The organism is Comamonas sp. BIGb0124, from assembly GCF_003752175.1.
Taxonomy (GTDB): Bacteria; Pseudomonadota; Gammaproteobacteria; order Burkholderiales; family Burkholderiaceae_C; genus Comamonas_F.
Map to the genome: position 1 here is coordinate 69,289 of NZ_RJVF01000014.1, position 22,141 is coordinate 91,429.

The window sequence follows — 22,141 nt, forward strand, 5'->3', positions numbered from 1 at the left end:
AATACAATTCAAGCATGTGCTGATATTTTCATTTGAGGTTCATGGATATGCCACGATGGACGAGTCAGGGTTTTTACCATCCTATTCGCTGTGGTTATAGGGTGTAGAAACAACCAGACCCTGTGGCCTTTTTGTTGCCTTATGATTGTGTTCATACCGCTCGATTTGGGAAGTCATCAATATTGAAGAATCCGCAGGCCTATGCCAGGTCTTCAAGCCATTGCTTCCAACATTTCGTGGCGCAACCGATGAAGGAACCCAACGGTCATCCGCGGCAACGATTAGGTCGCCTCCCCCCCCACTTGTTTCGCAAAGGGCGCAAGTTCAATGAAGCTGTATCCCCATCTGTTCATCGATGGCGCTTGGACCGCGCCAGTCGAACCTCGTTACATTGATGTCATTGACCCGACCACAGAAGAAGCCATTGCCAGCGTAGCAATGGGTGGAGCTGCTGATGTCGATAAGGCAGTAGCCGCTGCGCGGGCTGCTTTTGCCGATTTCTCCAATAGCACGATCGAAGAGCGAATCAGGCTGATCGATCGCATCATCTCGTCTTATGAAAAACGCGTTGATAAATTTTCTGAAGTCATCGCTCGTGAGGCAGGCATTCCGAGGGCCAGTCGGGCTCAGGTCTACGGCCCGATTCAGCATATGCAAGTCGCGCGCGATTTGCTGCGCAGCTACCGGTTCGTTTCCCGTCTGGGTCACGCGATTGTTCGGCGCGAACCCATAGGCGTGTGCGCATTGATATCACCTTGGAACTGGCCCATTCAGACCAAAGTCATCAAGCTGATCTACGGATTGGCTGCCGGTTGTACGATGGTCGCCAAACCCAGTGAAAACTCCCCGCTCAGTTCCCTTTTGCTGACTGAGGTGCTGGACGAGGCCGGCGTTCCCAAAGGGGTATTCAACCTCGTCAATGGTTCCGGACGCGAGGTGGGTCAAGCAATGTCCAGCCATCCCGGAGTGGATATGGTGTCCTTTACCGGTTCCACCGGAGCGGGCCGTGTAGTCGGTGCGACTGCGGCCGCGACGGTCAAGCGGGTAAGCCTGGAGTTGGGCGGCAAGTCGGCCAACCTCGTGCTGCCGGATGCTGATTTGGAGAAAGCCGCTCGCTGGAACATCCAGCGCTGCTTCTTCAATACCGGCCAGTCCTGCCATGCGCCGAGCCGGCTCTTGGTCCATGCAAGTCAAGTCGAGCAGATTTTGCCGTTCCTCGTGGACGAAGCCAGCCAATTCCGTCTCGGCAATCCACTCGATACGGCGACGACCATGGGGCCCACGGTGAGCGCCAGGCAGTTTGAAACTATTCAGCACCACATTCAGGGCGGTATCGACGAAGGCGCTCGACTGATTTGCGGAGGCGTTGGACGCCCCGAAGGGCTCACCCGTGGGTACTTCGTCAAGCCCACGGTGTTTGCCGAGGTTGATCCAAAGATGAAGATAGCCACTGAGGAAATCTTCGGTCCGGTTCTGGCGGTGATTCCTTATGAGAATCAAGACCATGCCATCGCCATTGCCAACGGCTCGATCTATGGCCTGGGTGGATATGTCTTTACCAGTAATCGCGCCCAAGGTTATGAGGTGGCTAAAGAACTGCGTGCGGGGCGTATTAGCTTCAACGGCGCGGCGACAGACTCGTTGGCCCCCATGGGGGGATACAAACAGTCCGGGATCGGACGATCAATGGGCGTCTTCGGTCTGGAAGAGTATCTGGAAACCAAATCCGTCTATGGCTTTCAAGAAGAAGCCGAGACCTTACCCGTCATTCATGGATGACACCCGCCGTTCTCATTTCAGAGTACCGAATATGACCCAACCGATTGTCGCAGTGAACAATACGCTTAAGGAGAAACTGGCACGGGGAGAGCCGGTTTACTCGATGACGGTGCGCTTGGTTCGCACCGTTGATATCGCCAGCATCGCCTACGCCGCCGGCTTCGACACGATCTACATTGACCTGGAGCACAGCAGCTTTCCACTGGAGGCAGCTGGGCAGATCAGCATCGCCGCTGCGGCGCTGGGCGTGACCCCGCTGGTTCGTGTACCCAGCCCGGATCCTCACCTCATCGCCAAGGTGCTCGACGCCGGCGCGCATGGCATCCTGGTGCCAGCGGTGCAATCGGCCGAGGATGCACACGCTATCGTGCGAGCAGTCAAGCACGCCCCTTGGGGAGAGCGCTCGATGGCCGGCCCCGCGCCGCAGTTGCACTACCGGTCCTTGCCTGCGGTCGAGACCGTGCAAGCACTGGACGAATCCTCGCTGATCGTGGCGATGATCGAATCGCAGGCCGGACTCGATGCGGTGGAAGCCATTGCCGCCGTCGATGGCATCGACATCATCCTGGTCGGCGCCAGCGACCTGAGCGGGATGCTCGGTGTGACCGGGCAGGTCGATCACCCGCTCGTGCATCAGGCGTATTTGCGTGTTATCGCGGCCTGCAAGGCCCATGGCAAGACGGTGGGCATCGGCGGCCTGGGCGCGCGAGCGGACTTGATCCGCCGGTACCTCGAGCTAGGCGCGCGCTTCGTCTCGACGGGCAACGACATCACTTTCCTGAGCGCCGCGGCGACCCAGAAACGCCAACAATTCGCCTAACGAACACCAGCGATTGAGCTGGACGAATCGAGGGTTCCCTGATTCGCCACCGATCGTCTTGCAGCAGCAAACAAACAATACCCCGGGGATAAGCATGAAGATCTGTATTTACGGTGCCGGTGCGGTAGGCGGCCACATCGCCGCTCGGTTGGCCATTCATGGCGACGCTGAAGTTTCGGTGGTCGCCCGCGGCGAGCATTTGGCGGCCATCCAACGCCACGGCCTGCGCGTGGAAACGCGCGATGGTGTGCTAACCAGCCATCCGGTAGCGACGGATGATCCGCAGTCGCTGGGCCCGCAGGATCTCGTGATCGTGGCGGTCAAGGCGCCGGCCCTGCCAAGCATCGCCGACGGCGTCAGTGGCCTATTGGGACCGGACAGCCTGGCGCTGTTCGCCATGAACGGCATCCCGTGGTGGTATTTCCATGGCCAGGATGGGGCTCTGGCGAACACGCGTCTACCGCGCATCGACCCCACAGGCGCCCTGTGGGACAAGGTTCGGCCCGAGCGCGCCGTTGGGGCGGTGGCCTATACCGCCTGCAGCGTCGTCGCGCCCGGCGTGATCAAGGCCGAGAACCCGCGCAACCGCTTGCTGGCCGGCCGTCCTGATGGCCGCCCCGATCCCCGACTGGAGCGGCTGGCCACGTTGCTCGATGGCAGCGGTCTGGAGTTCGAATCGACCGCCAGGATCCGGGATGCCATCTGGGCCAAGCTACTGATGAACTTGGTGGGCGGTTCATTGGGCATCCTCACTGCCTCGGCGATGAAACACGTGCTGGACAAGTCGACGGTCGCGCGGGCCGCCGATGCCATGGCGAAGGAAGCCGCGACTATCGCTCGTGCCCTGGGTTGCGAACCGGGCAACGAAGGCATCGGCAAGCTGGCCTCGTCCGGGCACAAGCAAAGCATTCTGCAGGACTTGGAGGCCGGACGGCCGATGGAGATTGATGCCATGCTGCGTGTGCCGCTCGAATTGGCCAGGCTGGTCGATGTCCCGACTCCGACGCTGGACCTGGTCATCGAACTGGCCATGCAACGTGCTCGTGCTGCTGGCCTGTACCGCGATAACGTTGCGGAGTAACGGCAAGGAATTCCATCTTGCGAAGGGCCCGCAGATCATGCGGCCCTTTTATGCCACCACATTCCCGTACGATCAGATCGCGCTCGCAATGAGCGCCGCAGAGTTCTTCTGTCGTGATGTCGGCACGGGTGGGCATGCAAGCGTCGATCTGCATGCGCCATGCCGCATCGTTCAATTCGGCACCCGGTTCGGCATCGATCAGGCCAAGCCGACGTAATGCCGATGCGAATGCTGATGAACCGGGCGAGGGTATTGTTTATTGAGGGCTTACGTTCAATTTGCAGCCGTGCCTGCCATCAATTGGATCGCCGTGAGTTGGATCTGAGCAACCAGATCGAGGCTGGCCACGCCAAGCGGCCGCCGCTCGTGGAGGATGACGGCGATATCTCTCTTGAGCGCCGGGATGACGATCGGCAATGGTTTGAGCACGATGTCGTTCATGCCCGATGTGATTGCGTGTTCAGGGAGCATGGCGACGTAATCGCTGCTCGCAAGAAGTGCCTTCATGAAATCCACGGAGCCCCCTTCAATCGGTCGAGGAAATGACTGGATTCCTGCGTCCGCCATCAACTTGTCCAGGAGGTTCCTTTGCCGCCCCCCCACCAGAGGACATACCCATGGAAACCGAGCAAGGTCACTCAGAGTCACTTCTCGCTGGGAAAACAGCTCATGCCCGGTACGCGCATAGATGTTAAGGTGGTCGCGAAAAAGTACTCGCTGCTTGAGCCCGTCGAGCGCGACATCGAAGAACTCGGTCTGACCGATGACGAAGTCGAACTCGCCACGCAACAGACCCCATAACAATTCGATTTGAACCTTCTCGACCAGCCGCAGTTGGACCTCGGGATAAAGGCGCTTCCACTGCGCAATGGCCACAGGAACGATGTGGCTGGCAAGACTCGGCAGCACGCCCAGGGTGACAACGTCGCTTTGGCTTTCACGCCCCTGCAGGCGCGCCGCTGCCGTCTGCATCTCGTCACGGATCAACCTGGCGTGCGTGTAGACGAGCTCACCCGCCGAGGTCGGCTCGGCACCCGTCGGCTTGCGCTCCAAAAGCGTAATCCCAAGCTCCCGCTCCAGCCGATTCATCGATTTCGTCAACGACGGCTGCGAGATGCCCAACGCCTTGCCCGCTTTCGCAAGACTGCCGTGCTCGATAATCGCGGCCAAATGTAGAAGCTTATGGGGGTCCATGCGCGAGTAACCCAGTGATTTGTCTATTGTTGTCGAAAGAAGCGATGGTTCATTGGGCAGCCCTCAGATTGTTGTCGTCAATGATCTTCGACCACCGCGCAGCTTCTCGCTTGATGTGGTCCGCCAGTGCCTGGCCACCCCCCACCTCGGACGCAAAGCCCAACGAAGCGAAGCGCTCTTTCACGGTCGGGTCGTTTGCGGCGGCCATGAATGCCTCGCGCAGCCGGGTCACGTCGGCTTCGGGGGTACCGGTGGGCACCACGAACCCATACCACAGGCGTGGGTTGAACTCGGGGTAGCCGAGCTCCTTCGTGGTCGGGATATCCGGGAGCGCACTGAGACGCTCGGCTGCGGTCACGGCGATCAGTCTGATCTTTCCATCCGTGGCCAATGGCAGCGCCTCGGCGGCTGACGGGAAGAAGAGCTGGACATGGTCGGCCATCAGTGCATGCATGGCTTCGCTATTGCCCTTGTATGGAATGTGATTGCCGCGACCACCCAGATCGCCAATGAGACGCACGGTCGACAAGTGACCGAGGCTGCCAGGGCCGCCCGAGCCGTAGACGATGCCATCTTTCGATTTGATCGCGGCCACAACATCCTGGAAGTTTCGCAGGTTCGATCCGGTCGATACCGCGATGACCATCGGAAATGACCCAACGCTCGAGACGGGAACGAAATCGGTGTTGAGGTTGTACGGGAGCTTGTCCCGGTAGACAGAGGCCACCACGCCCGCAGCGGTGAGCGTCAGGACGGTGCAACCGTCCGGGCGCGATTTGGCGACGTAGTTTGCCCCGAGCGTTGTCGTCGCGCCGGGCTTGTTCTCGATCATGACCGACTGGCCCAGGACAGCCCGGGACTTGTCAGCGAGGATGCGCGCCAGCAAATCCGTGGTTCCACCCGGCGGGTTGGCGATGACCAGCTTCACCGCACCGCCGGGGCAGTTCTGAGTCGCCGCCGCCGGGGCAACGTTAGCCATGACAACTAAGGCAGTTGCGACGTGACGAGCAATGTGTGCGTGGAATTTCATGGTTGTCTCCAAAGCGTTATGTTTGCAACGAACAATAGCCATTCGCACATCAGTCGGGCGACCGTCGTTGCCGCTTCATTCTGATTGGAATTGCATTTAATATTTCCCAAGGGTTTACCACATGATATAGCCTGAAGTTATATGCAATTGGCTTCCGTGCTCCGGAGTGTGTGATCTTTCAGTTTTTCTGCCTAGAATCAACCGTCATTTATAGCTATCCCGATCGGGATTGGAATGTTCGCGATAGTTTGCGCCCAATACCTGACGCAAAGCCGCTGAAGGAAAACGGATTATCTCAATAATTCTCCGGCCCAATCGCGCGTTCGATTGACCAGGTCGCACGCTGTTTATCTCGGAAAACCAATCTATTTTTTATTGATCTGCAGCGCTCCCAATTCACGCCCCCGTTACAACCAAAAGTCGACGGCAGGCATTTTCAATGCCGAATCACCAATCAACGCATCGAAGACCTATGAACAACACAGCATTTGTAAAAGTCCAGGAAGATTCTGGTGTGCCGCAAGCGGCCCGAGACTTCAGCGTCGTGGAGCGCGTCGTCATCGTCACCGGCGGCGGCCAAGGAATAGGGCGTGAACTAGCCCGACAATTCTCCGCAGCGGGGGCGATCTCGATCGTCGCAGACCTCAATCTCGCGGCAGCGGAAAAGGTGGCGTCCGAGATCCAGGCGGCCGGTGGCCAGTCGATGGCGGTGGCATTGGACATCGGCGACAGACGCTCGGTCGACGCCATGGTCGGCGCCGTGGTTGAGCGCTTTGGGCGGATCGAGGTGCTGATTAACAACGCAGGCATCTTTGCCTCGCTGGAAAAACGCCCCTTCGATCAAATTCCACTGCCGGAGTGGGACCAGGTCATGCAAGTCAACGTGACTGGCGTCTACAACAGCGTCTGCGCCGTCGCGCAGCAGATGCGCACGCAAGGATGGGGACGCATCGTCAACATCTCCTCAGACGCCGTGCGCCTGGGCGTCGCCAACTATCTCCACTACGTCAGCTCCAAATCCGCGCTGATCGGCATGACGGCATCGCTCGCCCGCGAGTTGGGGCCGCAGGGCATCACGGTCAACTGCGTGAGGCCCGGTGGTGTGGCCACGGAAGTAGACCGAGCGGTCAACCCCTCGCTTGAGAGGCGTCAACAGCAGTTGACCCAGCAATGCATCCCGAGGACACAAGTTGCCAGCGATCTGGTAGGACTCGTGCTCTTCCTCAGCACGCGTGCGTCTTCGTTCATCACCGGCCAGACGATCGCTTGCGATGGCGGATTGACGCACAGCAGTTGAGCCGAATGAGGCCATGGGTAAAACGAACCAGACAAGGCAGATGACATGGAAACAGCAATGAAGAATTACGCACATTGGATCAATGGGCAATGGACCGAACCCGCCAGCCAAGAGTGGATCGAGACCAGCGATCCCTTCGACGGCAAGGTCTGGGCCAAGATCCCCAAAGGTTGCGCCACTGATGCCAACCGCGCGGTGGCTGCGGCAAAGAATGCACTGCACTCGGGGGAGTGGGCCACCTTGTCCGCGACGGCTCGGGGAAAGATTCTTCGCCGGATTGGCGACCTTTTGAGTGAGCCTGCGGTTGCACAGCGGCTTGCCGAATTGGAGTCCCGCGACAACGGGAAGCTCCTCGCCGAAATGCAGGGCCAACTGAAGTACCTGCCGGAGCATTGGTACTACTTCGCCGGTCTGGCCGACAAGGTCGAAGGAACGATTCCCCCGATCGACAAGGCCGACATGCTCGCGCTCACGTACCGAGAGCCCGTGGGCGTCGTGGTCGCGCTAACGGCATGGAACTCGCCCCTGATGTTCTTTGCGCTGAAATGCGCTCCCGCACTGGCGGCAGGATGCACGGTGGTACTCAAGCCTTCCGAGTTCGCCTCTGTCAGCTCTCTCGAGTTCGCTGCCCTGACCCGCGAGGCGGGCCTGCCGCCAGGCGTAATCAACGTGGTCACGGGGTTCGGTCATGAAGTGGGTACGCCCCTGGTCGAGCACTCCGATGTCGCGAAAGTCACGTTCACAGGCTCGGACACCACGGGAGCGAAGGTGTACGCCGCAGCGGCCAAAACGGTCAAGCGTGTTTCGATGGAATTGGGCGGCAAGTCTCCCAACATCGTGTTCGAAGATGCGGACCTCGACAGCGCGATCATCGGCGCCGTGTCCGGCATCTTTGGAGCAGCGGGCCAGATGTGCACAGCCGGGTCCCGACTGCTCGTGCAGAACACCATCAGAGAGTCTTTCACGCAGCGCCTGATCGACCTGGCAAAAGCGCTCAAGCTCGGCGATCCGAAACAGGCCGAAACCAATATCGGCCCGATTGCCACCAGGCCCCAGTTCGACAAAGTGCTCCGCTACATCGCTTTGGCCAAGAGCGAGGGCGCGCGGTGCGTGCTGGGTGGCGAAGCCGCGACAGGCGATGACCTGGGATGCGGCCAGTTCGTGAAGCCGACGATCTTCACCGACGTGACACCGGACATGCGCATCGCCCAGGAAGAAGTATTTGGGCCCGTCCTCTCGATCATGGGCTTCGACACGGAAGAAGAAGCCATTCGCCTGGGCAACGACGTGGTCTATGGCCTCGCTGCGGGGATCTGGACTCGTGACATCGGTCGTGCGATTCGCCTTTCAAAGTCAATCAAAGCGGGAATGGTCTGGGTCAATACCTATCGAGCTTACAGCTTCCTCGTTCCAGTCGGCGGTATGAAACAGTCAGGACTTGGGCGCGAGAGTGGGATTGAAGCCATCCACGATTACCTTGAAACAAAGAGTGTGATGATCGCCACGGATTCGTCCGCCCCCATCAACCCATTTGTGCAGAGATAGCGGCTACAGCTGAATGACATCAATAATGACGACAGGAGACAAGACATGATTTCACGTAGAAAATTCATCAGCAATACCTCGGCAACCGTGCTGGCGAGTTCGCTCATTCCATGGGCCCATGCGGAGGAAACGTATCCGCGCCGACCGATCAAATTTCTCGTCGGCAATCCTCCGGGCGGGACGGATGACTTGTTGAGTCGGACCATTGCTCAAAGCGTGGGCAGCACTCTGGGCCAACCCATCGTGGTAGAGAACAAAGGCGGTGGTTCCACCACGATTGCAGGCGCCACGCTCGCAATGTCGCCCCCTGACGGGTATAACGTTCTTTGCCTGACGAGTGCGGGTATTGCACAAACCGCTCTCAGGGAGAATCTTCGATATGGCTTGAAGGACTTCGCACCGATCATCGGAATTGGCGGCTATCCATTGGCGCTGACGGTCTCGGCTGAATCCAATATCAACACCCTCGATGAGCTGATTGCCAAGGCGCGATCCAGCAAAGGAGTGGTTTTCGCCAATGCAGGTGTGGGTACCGTGGCCCATCTGACTGCGATCATGTTCCTTAACACCATCAAAGGCGATGGACTCGACGTCGCATACAAGAACAATCCCGAAGCTCTTCAGGCTTTGGCAGGCGGGTTTGCGGACATGATCTTTGCCTCGGCCTCGGAGGCTGCTGCCCTCAGACCGGACAAGAAGATCAAGGTCATTGCCGTCACCTCGAGTACGCGTGCCGTCAACATGCCTGATGTCCCAACGATGGCGGAACTGGGTTATCCCTCCATTAACTCGATGCTTTGGCACGGCTTTGTGGCGCCGGCGCGTACGCCCCCAGCCATCGTCAGCAAGCTCGCCGACTCGATTGAAACCGCCGTGAACACCTCGGCCTTTCACAATCTCATGGATCCGCAAGCGTATCAAACCGATCTCATCAAGGGTGCCGAACTTCAAAATTTCATGGTCACCCAAGCAGCCAAGTGGAAAAAGGTCATTGCGGATAACAAAATCAGTGTGACCTCGTAAACCACGATGAATGGCGCTCAACCGCGCTGACAGATAAATTACTACCGTACTGTTCCACCGCTTAAATAGGGTTCACAATGAACATCGAATCGGAATTTTCCAAATCAGCCGACCGACTTCGAGGGCGCAAGATTGTCGTAACCGGGGCATCGTCCGGTATCGGGAGGATGACCGCCCATTTATTTGCGCAAGCTGGTGCATCTCTCGCCTTGCTGGACAGGAGTCATCCGGATACCTCCTCCCTCGCCTCTTTACCCAACGTCTATCGCTTTGAGGTCGACGTGACAGACGATGTCAACATCGAACGCATCATCGATGAGGCTGCGGCTTCGATGGGTGGAATTGACGGCGTCGTCAATGCTGCCGGCATTATGTCAACCGGGCAGATCCATGATCTTTCCATTTCAGCGTGGCGGCGTGTCGTAGAGGTCAACCTTTTTGGAACGTACGCCGTTACGCGGAGTTGCCTCAAATGGATGGCCAGCGAAAAGAAGGGCACGATCGTCAATATTTCATCGGCCGCTGGTTTACTATCCAATACGCCAGGCTTGACGGCATACGCTGCGTCTAAAGGGGGGGTGATCAGCTTCACGCGTGCCTTGGCAGCGGAAGTCGCACCCAAGATCCGAGCCAATACCGTCTGCCCGGGCATGGTCGATACGCCGATGGCCGAAGGATTTCGAGCCAACGTAGGTAATTACGCACTCAAGAGGCTTGCAGACCCCGAAGAGGTAGCAAATGCCATTCTTTTCTTGACGAGTGACGAGTCCTCTTACATTACTGGCTCGGCATTGGCCGTCGACGGAGGCAGATCGTTTCACTAAAAATACACCAGTGTTTGGAGCGCGACATTTGTGTTCAACTATGGAGGTTCATCGAAGTGAGGCAGGCTCGGCTACGGGTCAAGCTGAAGATTAGGCAGAAATGAGTGCGGTTAGGGAGGGTCTGCACGAATCGGTTTGACGTATGCGTGCAGGGCACCATCATCGCAAAGGCACTCACTTGAAGTCATGCACGCACAATTGCCCTACCCAGAGGCGTCCAGCGACATCGTGCCCAGTCATTAGGCGCGTCGCAGACGCATCTATGCCGCCGGCAGCAGCCGGTGGCGCACCATCGACAAATCGTTCAGCGTAAACAACGTCTTTGAATTGCTCGGTATTTTTCTGCAGCCCCCGGTAGCGCACTTTGGTGTGGTGGAACGGGCTTTTGATCGCCGGAAATAGGTGTTCCACCGTGGCCCTAATGCTTGCCTGAGCCTTCTCCAACTGATGCACCGCCCGCCGCCTATACGGCGGTGCTCCTTTCCCAGTTCCTCCGTGTCGACGGCTTCATGGCCACGTGCCACTGTACGCTGTCTTTGGCATCAGGGTGCCTGTGGACTCTCTGATAGCCCGCATCGCCAAAGGCATCTGTCTGCTGGCCGTGCAGCAGGCTGTTGGCCTCCACCACGTCAGCGAGGTTACCCGACGTTCTCCGGCACCGGATGTACCACGCACGAGTCGGCGTCAACACCGATAGGGGCCTTCATACCGCTCTCATACCGCTGACCCTTCTTGCTCTGGTCATCTCTGGGTCACGTGTTCCATCGTTTATTCCTCGCCGAGCTTGGCGCAGCAATGAGCGTGGCGTCTACACGGTGCCGGCTTTCAGTAGCAGCGCCTATGCTGCTGAGCAGGTCATTGACCACGGCCAGAATTTGGCCGGGGGAGCTTGTTCGTTTTAAGCCGGTGGTGAAAGCGTAGGATACTCGTCTTGCTGGGTACCGCGTCTTCGCAACTGCTCAAGCCCTCGAAATCGCGAAACAGCGGCACGTCGTGCAGTGGTTCTTCTATTGGCGAGTCCGACAAGCGGAACCACTGTTGGAGAAAATAGATACACAGTATGGTCTCGGGTGCAAAGGGATGCTGGCCGTACCGACCGCCTTCGGGCTGGTAGTGCACCAACAGTGCAAATTGGTCGCTCCACGGCATTACCTAGATCCGTCCACTCTAGGAACTACCGCTTGCGCGTGCGCTTGTTCGAATGGGCTGAATTAGGCCAGCTTGCTTACTGTGATGCAATTGACACGCCGATGCTGATCAAGGAAAGCACATTTCAAGGGGAACCGTGCAAAGGTTCCTTGGAGGGCCGCAATACTGCGGCCATATCAAGCCGACCCATCCATCCAGTCAGCCGAAGCACGACGACGACACGCCGGGCCGTCTCGCACCCGGCCCCCTGCTCCAACGGTGTAGTGGTGGTGAGATTGCGGCGCAACTGCCCCAGATTCGCCAGCGGGCTGATGCCCTCGGCAGGGCGCAGCATGAGCAGCACCTGCCATCCATTGCGCTCCAGCGGCGTGAGTCGAGCATCGAGCATGCTTGAGGTCGGTGTGATTAACAGGGCGTTTTGCCCCAGCGGGTTGTGGCGGGTGTGATGGTCTGCCATGAGAGTTCTCCAAGGTCTGGGCCACATTGGCCCGTTCCCCTGTGTCTCACCGCGTACTCTCGGCAGTCAGCCAACAATCCTGTCTGCGCCATAGTCGTTTTATTCTGCACGCATAGTCCTGGCACCAGCTTCCAGACTGATCTATCATCCCGATACCCCTATGGGGATACAACTGGGGGTACTTCCAGCGATTCCCGCAAAGGCCGTGGCCCGATTTCTCCGCGAAACCTAGCATTCACGGGCCTTTGCCGACCGATCAACGTTTAAACGTGTGATCAACGTCTGACCCTGCCCGGGGCCGGACGGCCCCGACGGCGATGACGCATCGAGACGGCCGCCCCTGTGCGGCCGTCGTCGTTTCCGGTCCCCGCACACCCCCCCCCACCCGGCGTAAAAAAAGCCCGATGCGGCTGCATCGGGCTTCGAGGTCGCAGGCCCGGCGGGGGCCTGGGCTGGCTGACGATCAGGGCAGCGCGTAGGCGACGACGTAGTCGCCGCGGTCCGGCGAATTGCGGGCGCCGCCGGCCGAGACCAGGACATACTGCTTGCCGGTCTGCGTGGACTTGTAGCTGATCGGCGTGCCCTGGCTGCCGACGGGCAGGCGGCCCTTCCAGACTTCACGGCCGGTGCCGGCATCGTAGGCACGCAGGTAGTAATCCTGGCTGGCCGCGATGAACACCAGGCCGCCCTGGGTGGCCATCGTGCCGCCGATGGTGGGCATGCCCACCGGGATCGGCAGGCCCATCTTGACGCCGAACGGGCCGGTGTCCTGGACGGTGCCGACCGGCACCTGCCAGGCGATCTTCCGGGTCTTCAGGTCGACGGCGGTCAGCGTGCCGAACGGCGGCTTCTGGCACGGAATCTCCAGCGGCGACATGAAGCGCACCTTGGCGTTGATCGCGTACGGCGTGCCGTCCAGCGGCACCGGGCGCGTGATCGCGGCAGCCTCGTTGCCGTCGCTCTTGGCGCCGGCATCGGCCGGGTCGGCCTTGATCAGCTGGACTTCCAGTCCGACCCGCATGTCGTTGATGAACAGCAACTGGTTGACCGGATCCAGCGACAGGCCGCCCCAGTTCATGCCGCCCAGCGAGCCGGGCAGGTTGAGCGATGCATCGGTGCCCGGGGGCGTGAACAGGCCGGTGTAGCGCTTGGACTTGAAGTGGATGCGGCACAGCAGTTGGTCGAACGGCGTCGCGCCCCACATGTCCGATTCCTTGAGGTCGTCGGCGCCGATGGCCGGCATGCCGACCGAGAACGGCTGGGTGGGCGAATACGTCTCGCCTTCGATGTTGCCGGCCGGCACCGGGCGTTCCTCGACCGGGGTCAGAGGCTGGCCGGTCTGGCGGTCGAGCACAAAGATCTGGCCGGCCTTGGTGCCGAACACCAGCGCGGGCACGGTCTTGCCTTCGGCGACGGGGAAGTCGACGAAGGTCGGCTGCATCGGCACGTCGAAATCCCACAGGTCGTCGTGAACGGTCTGGTAGACCCATTTCTCGCGGCCGGTGGTGGCATCGACCGCCAGCATGGATGCGCCGTACTTGCGGTCCAGCGCGGTGTGCTTGACGCCCCACAGGTCGACCGCAGCGCTGCCCACGGGCATGAACACGGTGTTGGATTGCGGGTCGTAGGACATCGGGGCCCAGACATTGGGCGTCGAACGCACATAGGTCTGGCCTGCCGCAGGGGCTTGCGTGTCGTCAGGGTTGCCCGGATCGAAGGCCCAGCGCAGTTGGCCGGTGATCACGTCGAAACCGCGCACCACGCCGCCGGGCATGTCGGTGCTGACGTTGTCGGCCACGCGGCCGCCGATGACGACGGTGGTGCCGGCCAGCGTCGGGGCCGAGGTCGGATAGACCTCGCCCTTGTCGGCGCCCTTGCCCAGGCCCGCGCGCAGGTCGACGCGGCCATTGACCCCGAAGTCGGCACAGAACTCGCCGGTGTCTGCATCCAGCGCCACCAGTTCGGGGGCGACGCTGTTCATAAGGATACGGCGCTGGCAGGCCGCGCCCGGGGCGACGGCGACTGCCGGGATGGGCGAGGCGCCGGCCACGGTGGGCTGCTCCAGGGGCTGGGTGGCGTCGAAATACGCCAGGCCACGGCAACGCATCCATTTTTTCTGCTTGGCATTGATCTCGGTCTTCCAGAGCTCCTTGCCGGTGGATGCGTCGAGTGCGATCACGTTGTTGTGCGGTGTGCACACGAACACCCGCTCGCCGATCTGCAAAGGCGTGAGCTGGTCTTCAGCACCGCCGCCGCCGGGGCTGACCGGTGTGTCGCCGGTGCGGTAGGTCCAGGCCACGGCCAGATCCTTGACGTTGTTGCGCGTGATCTGGTCGAGCGCGGCAAAACGGGTGCCGCCCGACGTGTTGCCGTAGTGCGCCCAGTTGCGCTGTTCCTGATCCGGCGCGACCGGTTTCAGGGCCACGCTGTCGCCCACGGCAGGCACCGGGGCGTGCGGCACGAACATGCCGCCCACCGTGGCCAGGCAGGCCAGCGCGAGCACGCCGGCGACCGCGTTGGCCCGGGTCCGGGAGACCGGCTGCTTCTGCGCGCGGCGCAGCAGCGGGAACGAGAGCGCGACCAGCACCGCCACGCCCACCAGCAGCAGGGCGCGGGAGACCAGCGGCCAGAAGTCCAGGCCGACCTCGGCAAGGGACCAGATGACGGTACCGGCAACGGCCAGGGCATAGAGCACGGCGCCGCTCGGGCGCTGGCGGATGATCTGGATGCCCGCGGCCGCGAGCACCAGGCCGCAGACCACAAAGTAGGCACTGCCGCCGAGCGTGGCGAGGGTGTAGCCGTTGATGGCAAAGAAAGCGCCACCGGCCAGAATCAACAGTCCCAGGAGGACCAGCCAGATTCGGGCGAGCGCAGAAAGTTGTCGTTGAGATGTCTGCATGAGGAGCGGGTAATGGAGTTCTGGCCTCGCGGGTGAGGCAGGGCGCTCATTGTAGGTGCCTGCTAAAACGTATTAGGGAGTGGGGAATGGTTCTGGAAATACCCCCTCCGCCGCGTTTCAATCCGCCTGCGGCGGCCCGTCCCCGGTCTGCCGGCGGTCGAACAGCCGCACCACCCGCTGGCGCATCCAGTGCAGGGCCGGATCGCGTTCGAAGCGGCGGCTCCAGTGCAGCGAGACGGTGAAATCCTGCAGCGGCATCTGCGGCTGCACCAGCGCATAGTCGCCCGAGGCGGCGAAGCCCTGCGCGATGTCCAGCGGCATGATCACCGCCAGGTCGGTGGTGCGCACGATGGGTGGCAGGGCCATGAAATGCGAGGCCGTCAGGCGGACGCGGTCTTCCAGGCGCAGCAGCTGCAGGATGCGGATGGTGTCGGAGTGGGTGCGCACGGCCACGTATTCCAGAGCGTCCAGATCGGCCTGGAACGCCGCGGTGCCTGCCACGGGCCGGTCGCGCGGCCCGGCCAGCGGCACCACCAGAGGGTGGTCGCGGCGCACCAGCACGATGTAGCGGTCGTCGAGCAGCGCATGGCGCTGGGTGTCGTGCACCGAGGGCAGGAAACCGATGGCGAAATCCAGCGTGCCGCTGTCCAGGGCCAGGGCGATTTCTTCGTGCGGCAGCGCACGGCTGTGCACGCGCACGCCCGGTGTCTCCTGGCGCAGCGCACGCATGAGCTGGGGCAGGAACCGCGCCTCCCCGATGTCGCTGAGATGCAGCCGCAGGTCCATGCGCACCGTGGCCGGATCGAAGCGGGTGTTTTCGTTGAGCGCCGACTCCAGCGTGGCAATCGCCGATTGCACCGCGTGCGCCAGCCGGTCGGCGCGGGGCGTGGGGGCCATGCGTCCGGCGCTGCGCACGAACAGCGCGTCGCCCAGCAGCAGGCGCAGCCGCGCCAGGCCCTGACTGGCCGCCGGCTGAGACAGACCCAGCAGATCGGCCGCCCGGCTCACGCTGCGCGCGCGATAGATGGCGTCGAACAGCCGCAGCAGGTTGAGATCGATGTCGTTGATGTGCATGGTGTGTGTCGAGGCCGGTCCTGGCAACATGCGCAGGGGCAATAGTGCTTATCAAGCCGATTTTATTGGTGAATAGTGTATGCGGCTCGATACTGCAACCCGGCCTGTGGCTCGGGCCGATCACAAAGACAAACCGCTGGAGACAAGACGACATGCCACTCAGATTTCCCGCCGCAGGCTTGCGGAACGGGCGCCGCCGGCTGCTGCTCGCCGCCGTGACATGCACCGCCGCGACGCTGGCGCTCCTGCCGCAGACGGCCTCGGCGCAGAAGGCCGGCCCGGCCTACCCCGACAAACCCATCCGCCTGGTGGTCAACTTCGCCCCCGGCGGGGCCGCCGACCAGATCGCGCGTGCCCTCAACACCCCGCTGCAGCAGGCCCTGGGCCAGCCGGTGATCGTGGAGAACCGCTCGGGCGCCGGCGGCAACGTGGGCGGCGAAGCGGTGGCACGGGCTCAGCCCGACGGCTACACCCTGCTGCTGAGCTCGGGCGGCATGGTCTCCATCAACCCGGCCATCTACGCCAACATGTCCTTCGATCCCGCCAAGGATCTGGTGCCGGTGGCCTCGGCCTCGCGGATTCTGGTCTACCTGGTGGTCAAGCCCGATTTTCCGGCGCGCACGGCGGCCGAGTTCATGGCCTATGCCCGCGCCCATCCGGGCAAGCTGTCGTACGGCTCGCCGGGCAACGGCAGCTCGCCCCACCTGGCCGGCGAGATGTTCAACACCGCGGCGGGCGTGACGTCCACCCACGTGCCGTATCGCGGCGCCGCGCCCGCCTTGCAGGATCTGCTGGGCGGCCAGATCGATTACCTGTTCGACTCCGGTGTCGGCCTGCCGCATGTGCGGTCGGGTGGATTGCGACTGCTGGCCGTCGGCAGCCAGCAGCGCTCGGCCGAATTCAAGGATGTTCCCACGCTCGACGAAGCCGGCCTCAAGGGCTTCGACGCCGACACCTACTTCGGCGTCTATGCGCCGACGGGCACACCCTCCGCCATCGTCGACCGGTTGCACGACGAGATCACACGCATCGTCTCCAGCCCCGACTTCCGGAAACGCATGGAGGCCCTGGGCGGCGCGCCCGCACCGATGAGCGCGCAGGCCTTCGGCGACAAGGCCCGGGAAGACACCGTTCGTTTCGGCAAGCTCATCAAGGAGCGCGGCATCCGGGGCGATTGACGCAAAGGCGGCCTGCCGCCTGGGCCGCCGGCGACGGTGCGGTCCGTGTTTTCGGGTTAATGTTCGGCTTTGGCTGTTTGCCAGGTACCCCGTTCGCCCGATGACCACTACAACCGCTGGAGACAGCCCGATACTCGAGCCGCTGCGTGCGTCTCCCGAAGCGGGCGAAGCACCCGGGCGGCTCGCCCGTCCGCCCGTGTCGCTGCAGACCCTGCGCAGCGTGACGCTGTTCCAGGACCTGTCGGCCGAGCGCCTGCAGGCCCTGGCGCAGGCCTGCACCTGGCACGCCTACGAGGCGGGCTACACCATTCCGGCCTCGTACACCGCGGGCTTCTGTGTGGTGGCCACGGGGCGGGTGCTCATCACCACCTACGAAGAAAGCGGGCGCGAGGTCGCGTTCCAGGTCATGGGGCCGGGAGACTGCTTCGGCGCCGTCGCCATCCTGCTGGGCCCGGACTACGACGAATCGGTCGAGGCCGTGACCATGCAGCCCAGTCTGGTGGCGCAACTCGAGACCGAATCCTTCCTCGCCATGCTGCGCGAGGATCCGGCTTTCGCCATGGCGCTGCTGCAGAACATGGCCCATGCGGTGCGGCGTTTCAGCCAGCGCATCGTCGAGCTCAGCACGCTGACGGTGCGCGGTCGGCTGCACGCGGCCCTGCTGCGCATGGCCCACCGCGTGGGCGTGCAGGCCAACCAGGCCAGGCTGGAGCCCTCGCCGCGCCACCAGGTGCTGGCCAACTACATCGGCACCAACCGCGAACAGGTCACGCGCGAGCTCTCATGGCTGCAGCGGCAGGGCCTGGCCGCCAAGGACGGCAAGGCCCTGCTGCTGCTCGACATCGTGCGCCTGCAGGCGCTGGTCGACAGCGGCCGGCTCAAGGGCTAGCGATCGGGCGCGGCCCGGTTCAGCCATGGGCGCCGTCGAGCGCCTTGGCGGCGGGTTCGGCCGGGCGCACCTCGGCATGTTTGCGCACGGCCCAGGCCACGCCCGCGACCAGCAGCACGATGGCCGCCAGTTCCAGCGGACGGGGCCATTGCTGCCCGTACACAAAACCGTAGAGCAGGGCAAACAGCGTCTCGAAGATGATGAGCTGGCCCGACAGCGTGACCGGCACGCGGCGGCTGGCGATGTTCCAGAGCTGATTGCCGATCATCGATGCACCCAGGGCCAGCGCGGCATTGACCAGCCAGAACAGTGTCCAGTCGCGGCCGGTGGCCTGGGCGGCCGCACCGGTGATCTGGGGCGCGAACAGCAGCAGGCCCACCAGGCCCATGACCAGCGCGATGGCGCCGCTGGTCAGTCCGTACAGCGCCGACCACTGACCGCCGGTGAACTTGGCGTTGCGCTGCAGGTAACGGGTGTTGTCCAGCGTGTACCAGGACCACGACAGCAGCGCCAGCACCGCACAGACCACGCCCGCCACGTTCTGCATCAGCGAGCGGCCCGACGCACCCGAGGCGCTGTGCGTGAACAGATCGATGTTGATGCAGGCGATGCCCGCCGCCACCGTGGCCAGCGGCCAGGCCAGGCTCTTGAGCGGAATGGCACCATGGTCGGCGCGCCCCATCAGCGTGACCAGCAGGGGCAGCAGCCCGATGATGAGCGACGTGGGGGCGATGCCTGCCAACTGCACCCCGTAGGCCAGCAGGATGTAATAGACGATGTTGCCCGCCAGCGACTGCCGGACCATGGCCGCGAGATCGTGCCGGTCCACGCGCGCGAGCGTCCGGCGCAGCGCGGGGGCCAGAAACATCAGGGCGATCACGCCGTAGCAGACATAACGCCCGATCGACAGCTCCCAGGGCGTGAACGCCGGCAGCAGCCGGGGGGTCAGGAACACCAGTCCCCAGAACGCACCGGCCAGCAAACCGCACAAGACTCCTGCACCCATGATCACACCTGTCTGTTGGGGACCTTGCGGTCCTGGCCGGCCGGACCTGCGCGGTCCGGCTCGGCGGATTCGTTCTTTCGACCGGTCCGGCTTCCGCTGCGTCAGTCCGGCAGCACCGCTTCGCCCAGGTTGAGCATCAGCCGGTTGGCCCATGCGAACAGGGCACTGGCGTGGATGACATCCAGAACTTCCAGGTCGGACAGGCCGGCCTGGCGCAAGGGCAGCAGCGATGCGGCCGACAGCGTGCCCGGCTGCCGCGTCAGGGCCAGTGCGAACTGCACGATGGCCCGCTCGCGCGCCGAGGTGCCGGCCGTCTCGGGATCCTGGAACAACTGCGCGATGACGTCGTTGCGCTTGGCCAGTTGCTCGAAACGCTGGGCGTGCACCGACAGGCAGTACACGCAGCCGTTGACACGCGAGACGGCCGCCGTGGCCAGTTCGCGTTCGGCACGCGCCAGGCCGCCGGGTGCGTACATGATGGCGTTGAACGCCGCCGAGCGTTCCTCGAGCACCCGTGGCTGGTGCACCAGCAGCAGGTAGAAGTCCGAGGTCCGGGCCTTGGGGTGGCTGGCATCCAGCACGGCTTGCTGGAGCGGCGTGGCCGTGGCCGGATCGACCACCGGCAGCCAGGCGCGCCAGCCCAGCGTTTCGCTGGTGTAGCCGTTGATGCGCAAGGCCTGGCCGGGCGGCGGCAGGTTGGCGGGATGAACGAAGGGCGCCGCATCCGCCGCGCCGTCGGCCGGCTCTGCGGCGGCGGGCGCTGGGCCCAGCGCGTCCAGCGCGGCGACCCCGGCTGCCACACGCAACTGATAGGCCACGTAGCCGATCAACTGCGCCAGCAGCACGATGTCGGCCGGCGTCAGGCCGTCGTCCTGCAGCGCCAGCAGGGCCTGCCGGTCGGCTGCCAGCGGGTCGCGGGCGATGGTCGATGCAAAACGGGCGATGGCCTGCAGCCGCGGCGTGGACGCCGGTGCGGCGCCGGCCTGTGCTTGCAGGGCTGCGGCGTAGTAGGCCGCCGTGGCCGGCAGGCCCGAGGCCTCGGCCGTCTGCTGCGCGGCCCACAGGCGTTCGGCCAGGCTCAGGCCCTCGGGTCCGGCCTCGGCCGATTCGGCAAAGATCAGGGCGTGGCAGGCCTGTGTCGCGGTCGCCACCTTCTCGCGCCGCTGGCGCACGGTCCAGCCGTGGCTGCCGGCCGTCAGCGCGGCCAGTTCGTTGATCACATCGGCACCGGCTTCGGCGCGAGACAAGGGCAGGGAAGTCATGGGCAATACACGGAAAAATGCGGTGCGGTTCGCCAGGCGAATGCGGTCCGGTAGCTTACCGCAGGCGGATCGCCGCTGCAGCCAGGGCGGGTACGGCAGCCGCGATCGGTGGCGGTGCCGCGCCTCGATGCACTCGGCGCCGTTCAGCGCCGCACGCGCAGGCTGCTGTCGGCGGGCGTCCACTCCTGGCCCGTGAGTTCGGGATCGGCATACGCCTGCAGCCGTGCCCAGTGCACCTCGATGTCTTCGCGGTAGAACAGGCTGGCGAGCGCGCCGGCCAGCCGGCGGGCGCCGTCGCTGATCGACGGGATGTCGCCGGCAATCGAGCCGAACGACAGCGTGGCCGGATAACAGAAACAGTGGATGCGGCCCAGGCCCGGGCAGGTGCCGGGCGTGTTCTGCTGGAACTCGAAGGCCGGTCCCAGGTCGGGCGAACCGTCGAGCTCCGCATCGGCCTCGTCCGCATCGGCCGGCCGGCGTGCGCGCCACAGGCGTACGTGCGGTGCGATCGTGGCGTACTCCGGTTTCTGCGCCCAGTCCATCTGGAAGCCGGTCGAGACCACCAGAAAATCCGCCTCGAACACCCCCTGCGTGGTGTGGATCTCGAGCTGCGAGGCGCCACCCTCGGCACCGGCGGACTCTTGCACCGATGTCACGGCGCAGTTCTGGTTGAAATAGGCGTTGGGGTGGCGTGCCACACGCAGCGTGCTGCCCTGCGGCGGCGGCACCTGCTGCGCATTGATGTAATGCCGGATGCGCCATTTCCATGCGTCGGGCAGGTCGTAGTGGCCCTGTGTCAGTCCGGGCACGCCCGAGGCCTTGGATTTGTTGATGCGCGGAATGTCCGCCCGGCGGATGAGCAGGTCGACGCTGGTCGCACCGTGCTCGAGCGCCGTGGCGGCACAGTCCATGGCCGAACTGCCTGCGCCGACGACGGCCACGCGCCGGCCGCGCAGCGAGGCGTAGTCCATGGCGTCCGATGAGTGCGCCCAGCGCGTGCGGGGCACATCCCGCACGAACGCGGGCACGCTGGGGCCGCCCAGGCCGTCGCGCCCGGTGGCCAGCACCACGCGCCGTGCCAGAAATTGCGCCTGCACCTGGCTGCCGTCGGGCTGCCGTTGCGACACCTGCAGGGCCACGCGGGCCTCGCCCTGCGGCTGCACGTCCGTCACCTCGCAGCCGTTGCGCACCTGGGCGTGCGTGACGCGGCGCAGCCAGCGCAGATAGTCCATCCACTGCAGGCGCGGGATCTTGCCCAGGTCGTCCCACGCGGCCTGGCCGTGCTGCGCGATGAACCAAGCGCGGAAAGTCAAGGCAGGCACCCCCATCGCCGGCCCCGTCAGTTCCTTGGGCGAGCGCAGCGTCTCCATGCGGGCGGTGGTGGCCCAGGGACCCTCGAAACCCGCGGGCGCGCGGTCGAGCAGCAAGGCCGCGATGCCTTGCTGCGCCAGCCCGAAAGCCAAGGCCAGTCCGGCCTGGCCGGCCCCGACGACGATCACGTCGTGCACGGTCTGGCCGTCGTGTGTCGTCGCGGGCATCCAGGGCTTGGCCGGCCAGCCCAGGCTGAGCAGGTCGTCGGCCACCCGCACGTCGTGCGCGGCCAGGCCGATGGGGGAAGGGGAGTTCATGGACAG

The 22,141-nt window shown here is 63.3% G+C and carries 18 protein-coding genes and 1 pseudogene; 10 read left to right on the plus strand and 9 right to left on the minus strand.

Going from position 1 to position 22,141, the window contains the following annotated elements:
* Positions 1–327 precede the first annotated feature (327 nt).
* From EC845_RS18345 to EC845_RS18360, 4 genes are all read left to right on the plus strand, one after another.
* The gene (locus EC845_RS18345) at positions 328–1,779 is read left to right on the plus strand and encodes an aldehyde dehydrogenase family protein (protein ID WP_123299599.1); all 1,452 of its coding nucleotides are present in this window, start codon (positions 328–330) and stop codon (positions 1,777–1,779) included.
* Positions 1,772–2,599 (plus strand): HpcH/HpaI aldolase/citrate lyase family protein, encoded by an 828-nt coding sequence (locus tag EC845_RS18350; protein ID WP_199739855.1) that lies wholly within the window; start codon positions 1,772–1,774, stop codon positions 2,597–2,599. The genes EC845_RS18345 and EC845_RS18350 overlap by 8 nt, the downstream gene beginning before the upstream one ends.
* Positions 2,600–2,693: 94 nt before the next feature.
* Entirely contained in the window at positions 2,694–3,680 is a 987-nt protein-coding gene (locus tag EC845_RS18355) for a ketopantoate reductase family protein (RefSeq protein ID WP_123299601.1), read from the plus strand.
* A complete protein-coding gene (locus EC845_RS18360) occupies positions 3,637–3,897 on the plus strand; it encodes a hypothetical protein (RefSeq protein ID WP_148077344.1) in 261 nt (86 codons plus the stop codon). Before EC845_RS18355 ends, EC845_RS18360 begins: the two co-directional genes overlap by 44 nt.
* A gap of 56 nt (positions 3,898–3,953) precedes the next feature.
* On the opposite strand, the gene EC845_RS18365 is transcribed toward EC845_RS18360, so the two are convergent.
* Both EC845_RS18365 and EC845_RS18370 read right to left on the minus strand, forming a co-directional pair.
* A complete protein-coding gene (locus EC845_RS18365; RefSeq protein ID WP_158615728.1) occupies positions 3,954–4,850 on the minus strand; it encodes a LysR family transcriptional regulator in 897 nt (298 codons plus the stop codon).
* A gap of 73 nt (positions 4,851–4,923) precedes the next feature.
* Positions 4,924–5,904 (minus strand): tripartite tricarboxylate transporter substrate binding protein, encoded by a 981-nt coding sequence (locus EC845_RS18370; RefSeq protein ID WP_158615729.1) that lies wholly within the window; start codon positions 5,902–5,904, stop codon positions 4,924–4,926.
* A gap of 472 nt (positions 5,905–6,376) precedes the next feature.
* Here EC845_RS18370 and EC845_RS18375 point away from each other — a divergent pair, with 472 nt between their 5' ends.
* The 4 genes from EC845_RS18375 to EC845_RS18390 all read left to right on the plus strand — a co-directional run bounded on the left by EC845_RS18375 (position 6,377) and on the right by EC845_RS18390 (position 10,593).
* Entirely contained in the window at positions 6,377–7,201 is an 825-nt protein-coding gene (locus tag EC845_RS18375) for an SDR family NAD(P)-dependent oxidoreductase (protein WP_123299605.1), read from the plus strand.
* A gap of 57 nt (positions 7,202–7,258) precedes the next feature.
* The gene (locus EC845_RS18380) at positions 7,259–8,746 is read left to right on the plus strand and encodes an aldehyde dehydrogenase (protein WP_123299606.1); all 1,488 of its coding nucleotides are present in this window, start codon (positions 7,259–7,261) and stop codon (positions 8,744–8,746) included.
* Between the two features lie 45 nt (positions 8,747–8,791).
* On the plus strand, positions 8,792–9,769 hold the full coding sequence (locus EC845_RS18385; protein WP_123299607.1) for a tripartite tricarboxylate transporter substrate binding protein: 978 nt from the start codon (positions 8,792–8,794) through the stop codon (positions 9,767–9,769).
* A gap of 77 nt (positions 9,770–9,846) precedes the next feature.
* Positions 9,847–10,593 carry an SDR family NAD(P)-dependent oxidoreductase gene (locus EC845_RS18390; protein ID WP_123299608.1) on the plus strand — a complete coding sequence of 249 codons (747 nt, stop codon included), beginning with the start codon at positions 9,847–9,849 and terminating at the stop codon, positions 10,591–10,593.
* A 260-nt stretch (positions 10,594–10,853) separates the two neighbouring features.
* Here EC845_RS18390 and EC845_RS18395 read toward each other — a convergent pair.
* The 4 genes and pseudogenes from EC845_RS18395 to EC845_RS18410 form a co-directional block, all read right to left on the minus strand.
* A pseudogene (locus EC845_RS18395) lies at positions 10,854–11,800 on the minus strand (IS5 family transposase); the annotation flags it as partial.
* Between the two features lie 66 nt (positions 11,801–11,866).
* Complete coding sequence (locus EC845_RS18400; protein ID WP_233598167.1) at positions 11,867–12,199, minus strand: hypothetical protein; 333 nt, start codon at positions 12,197–12,199, stop codon at positions 11,867–11,869.
* Positions 12,200–12,662: 463 nt separating this feature from the next.
* On the minus strand, positions 12,663–15,098 hold the full coding sequence (locus EC845_RS18405; protein ID WP_123299609.1) for a membrane-bound PQQ-dependent dehydrogenase, glucose/quinate/shikimate family: 2,436 nt from the start codon (positions 15,096–15,098) through the stop codon (positions 12,663–12,665).
* Between the two features lie 117 nt (positions 15,099–15,215).
* Positions 15,216–16,172, minus strand: a complete 957-nt coding sequence (locus EC845_RS18410; RefSeq protein ID WP_123299610.1) for a LysR family transcriptional regulator — start codon at positions 16,170–16,172, stop codon at positions 15,216–15,218.
* Positions 16,173–16,324: 152 nt separating this feature from the next.
* On the opposite strand from EC845_RS18410, the gene EC845_RS18415 reads away from it, so the two are divergent.
* Complete coding sequence (locus EC845_RS18415; RefSeq protein WP_123299611.1) at positions 16,325–17,350, plus strand: tripartite tricarboxylate transporter substrate binding protein; 1,026 nt, start codon at positions 16,325–16,327, stop codon at positions 17,348–17,350.
* A gap of 100 nt (positions 17,351–17,450) precedes the next feature.
* Positions 17,451–18,239 carry a Crp/Fnr family transcriptional regulator gene (locus EC845_RS18420; RefSeq protein ID WP_123299612.1) on the plus strand — a complete coding sequence of 263 codons (789 nt, stop codon included), beginning with the start codon at positions 17,451–17,453 and terminating at the stop codon, positions 18,237–18,239.
* Between the two features lie 19 nt (positions 18,240–18,258).
* Here EC845_RS18420 and EC845_RS18425 read toward each other — a convergent pair whose 3' ends face one another.
* From EC845_RS18425 to EC845_RS18435, 3 genes are all read right to left on the minus strand, one after another.
* Positions 18,259–19,245, minus strand: coding sequence for a DMT family transporter (locus EC845_RS18425; RefSeq protein ID WP_123299613.1), 987 nt, complete (start codon positions 19,243–19,245; stop codon positions 18,259–18,261).
* 101 nt (positions 19,246–19,346) lie between these two features.
* The gene (locus EC845_RS18430; protein WP_123299834.1) at positions 19,347–20,507 is read right to left on the minus strand and encodes a peroxidase-related enzyme; all 1,161 of its coding nucleotides are present in this window, start codon (positions 20,505–20,507) and stop codon (positions 19,347–19,349) included.
* Between the two features lie 143 nt (positions 20,508–20,650).
* Entirely contained in the window at positions 20,651–22,135 is a 1,485-nt protein-coding gene (locus EC845_RS18435; protein ID WP_233598168.1) for a SidA/IucD/PvdA family monooxygenase, read from the minus strand.
* Positions 22,136–22,141 lie beyond the last annotated feature (6 nt).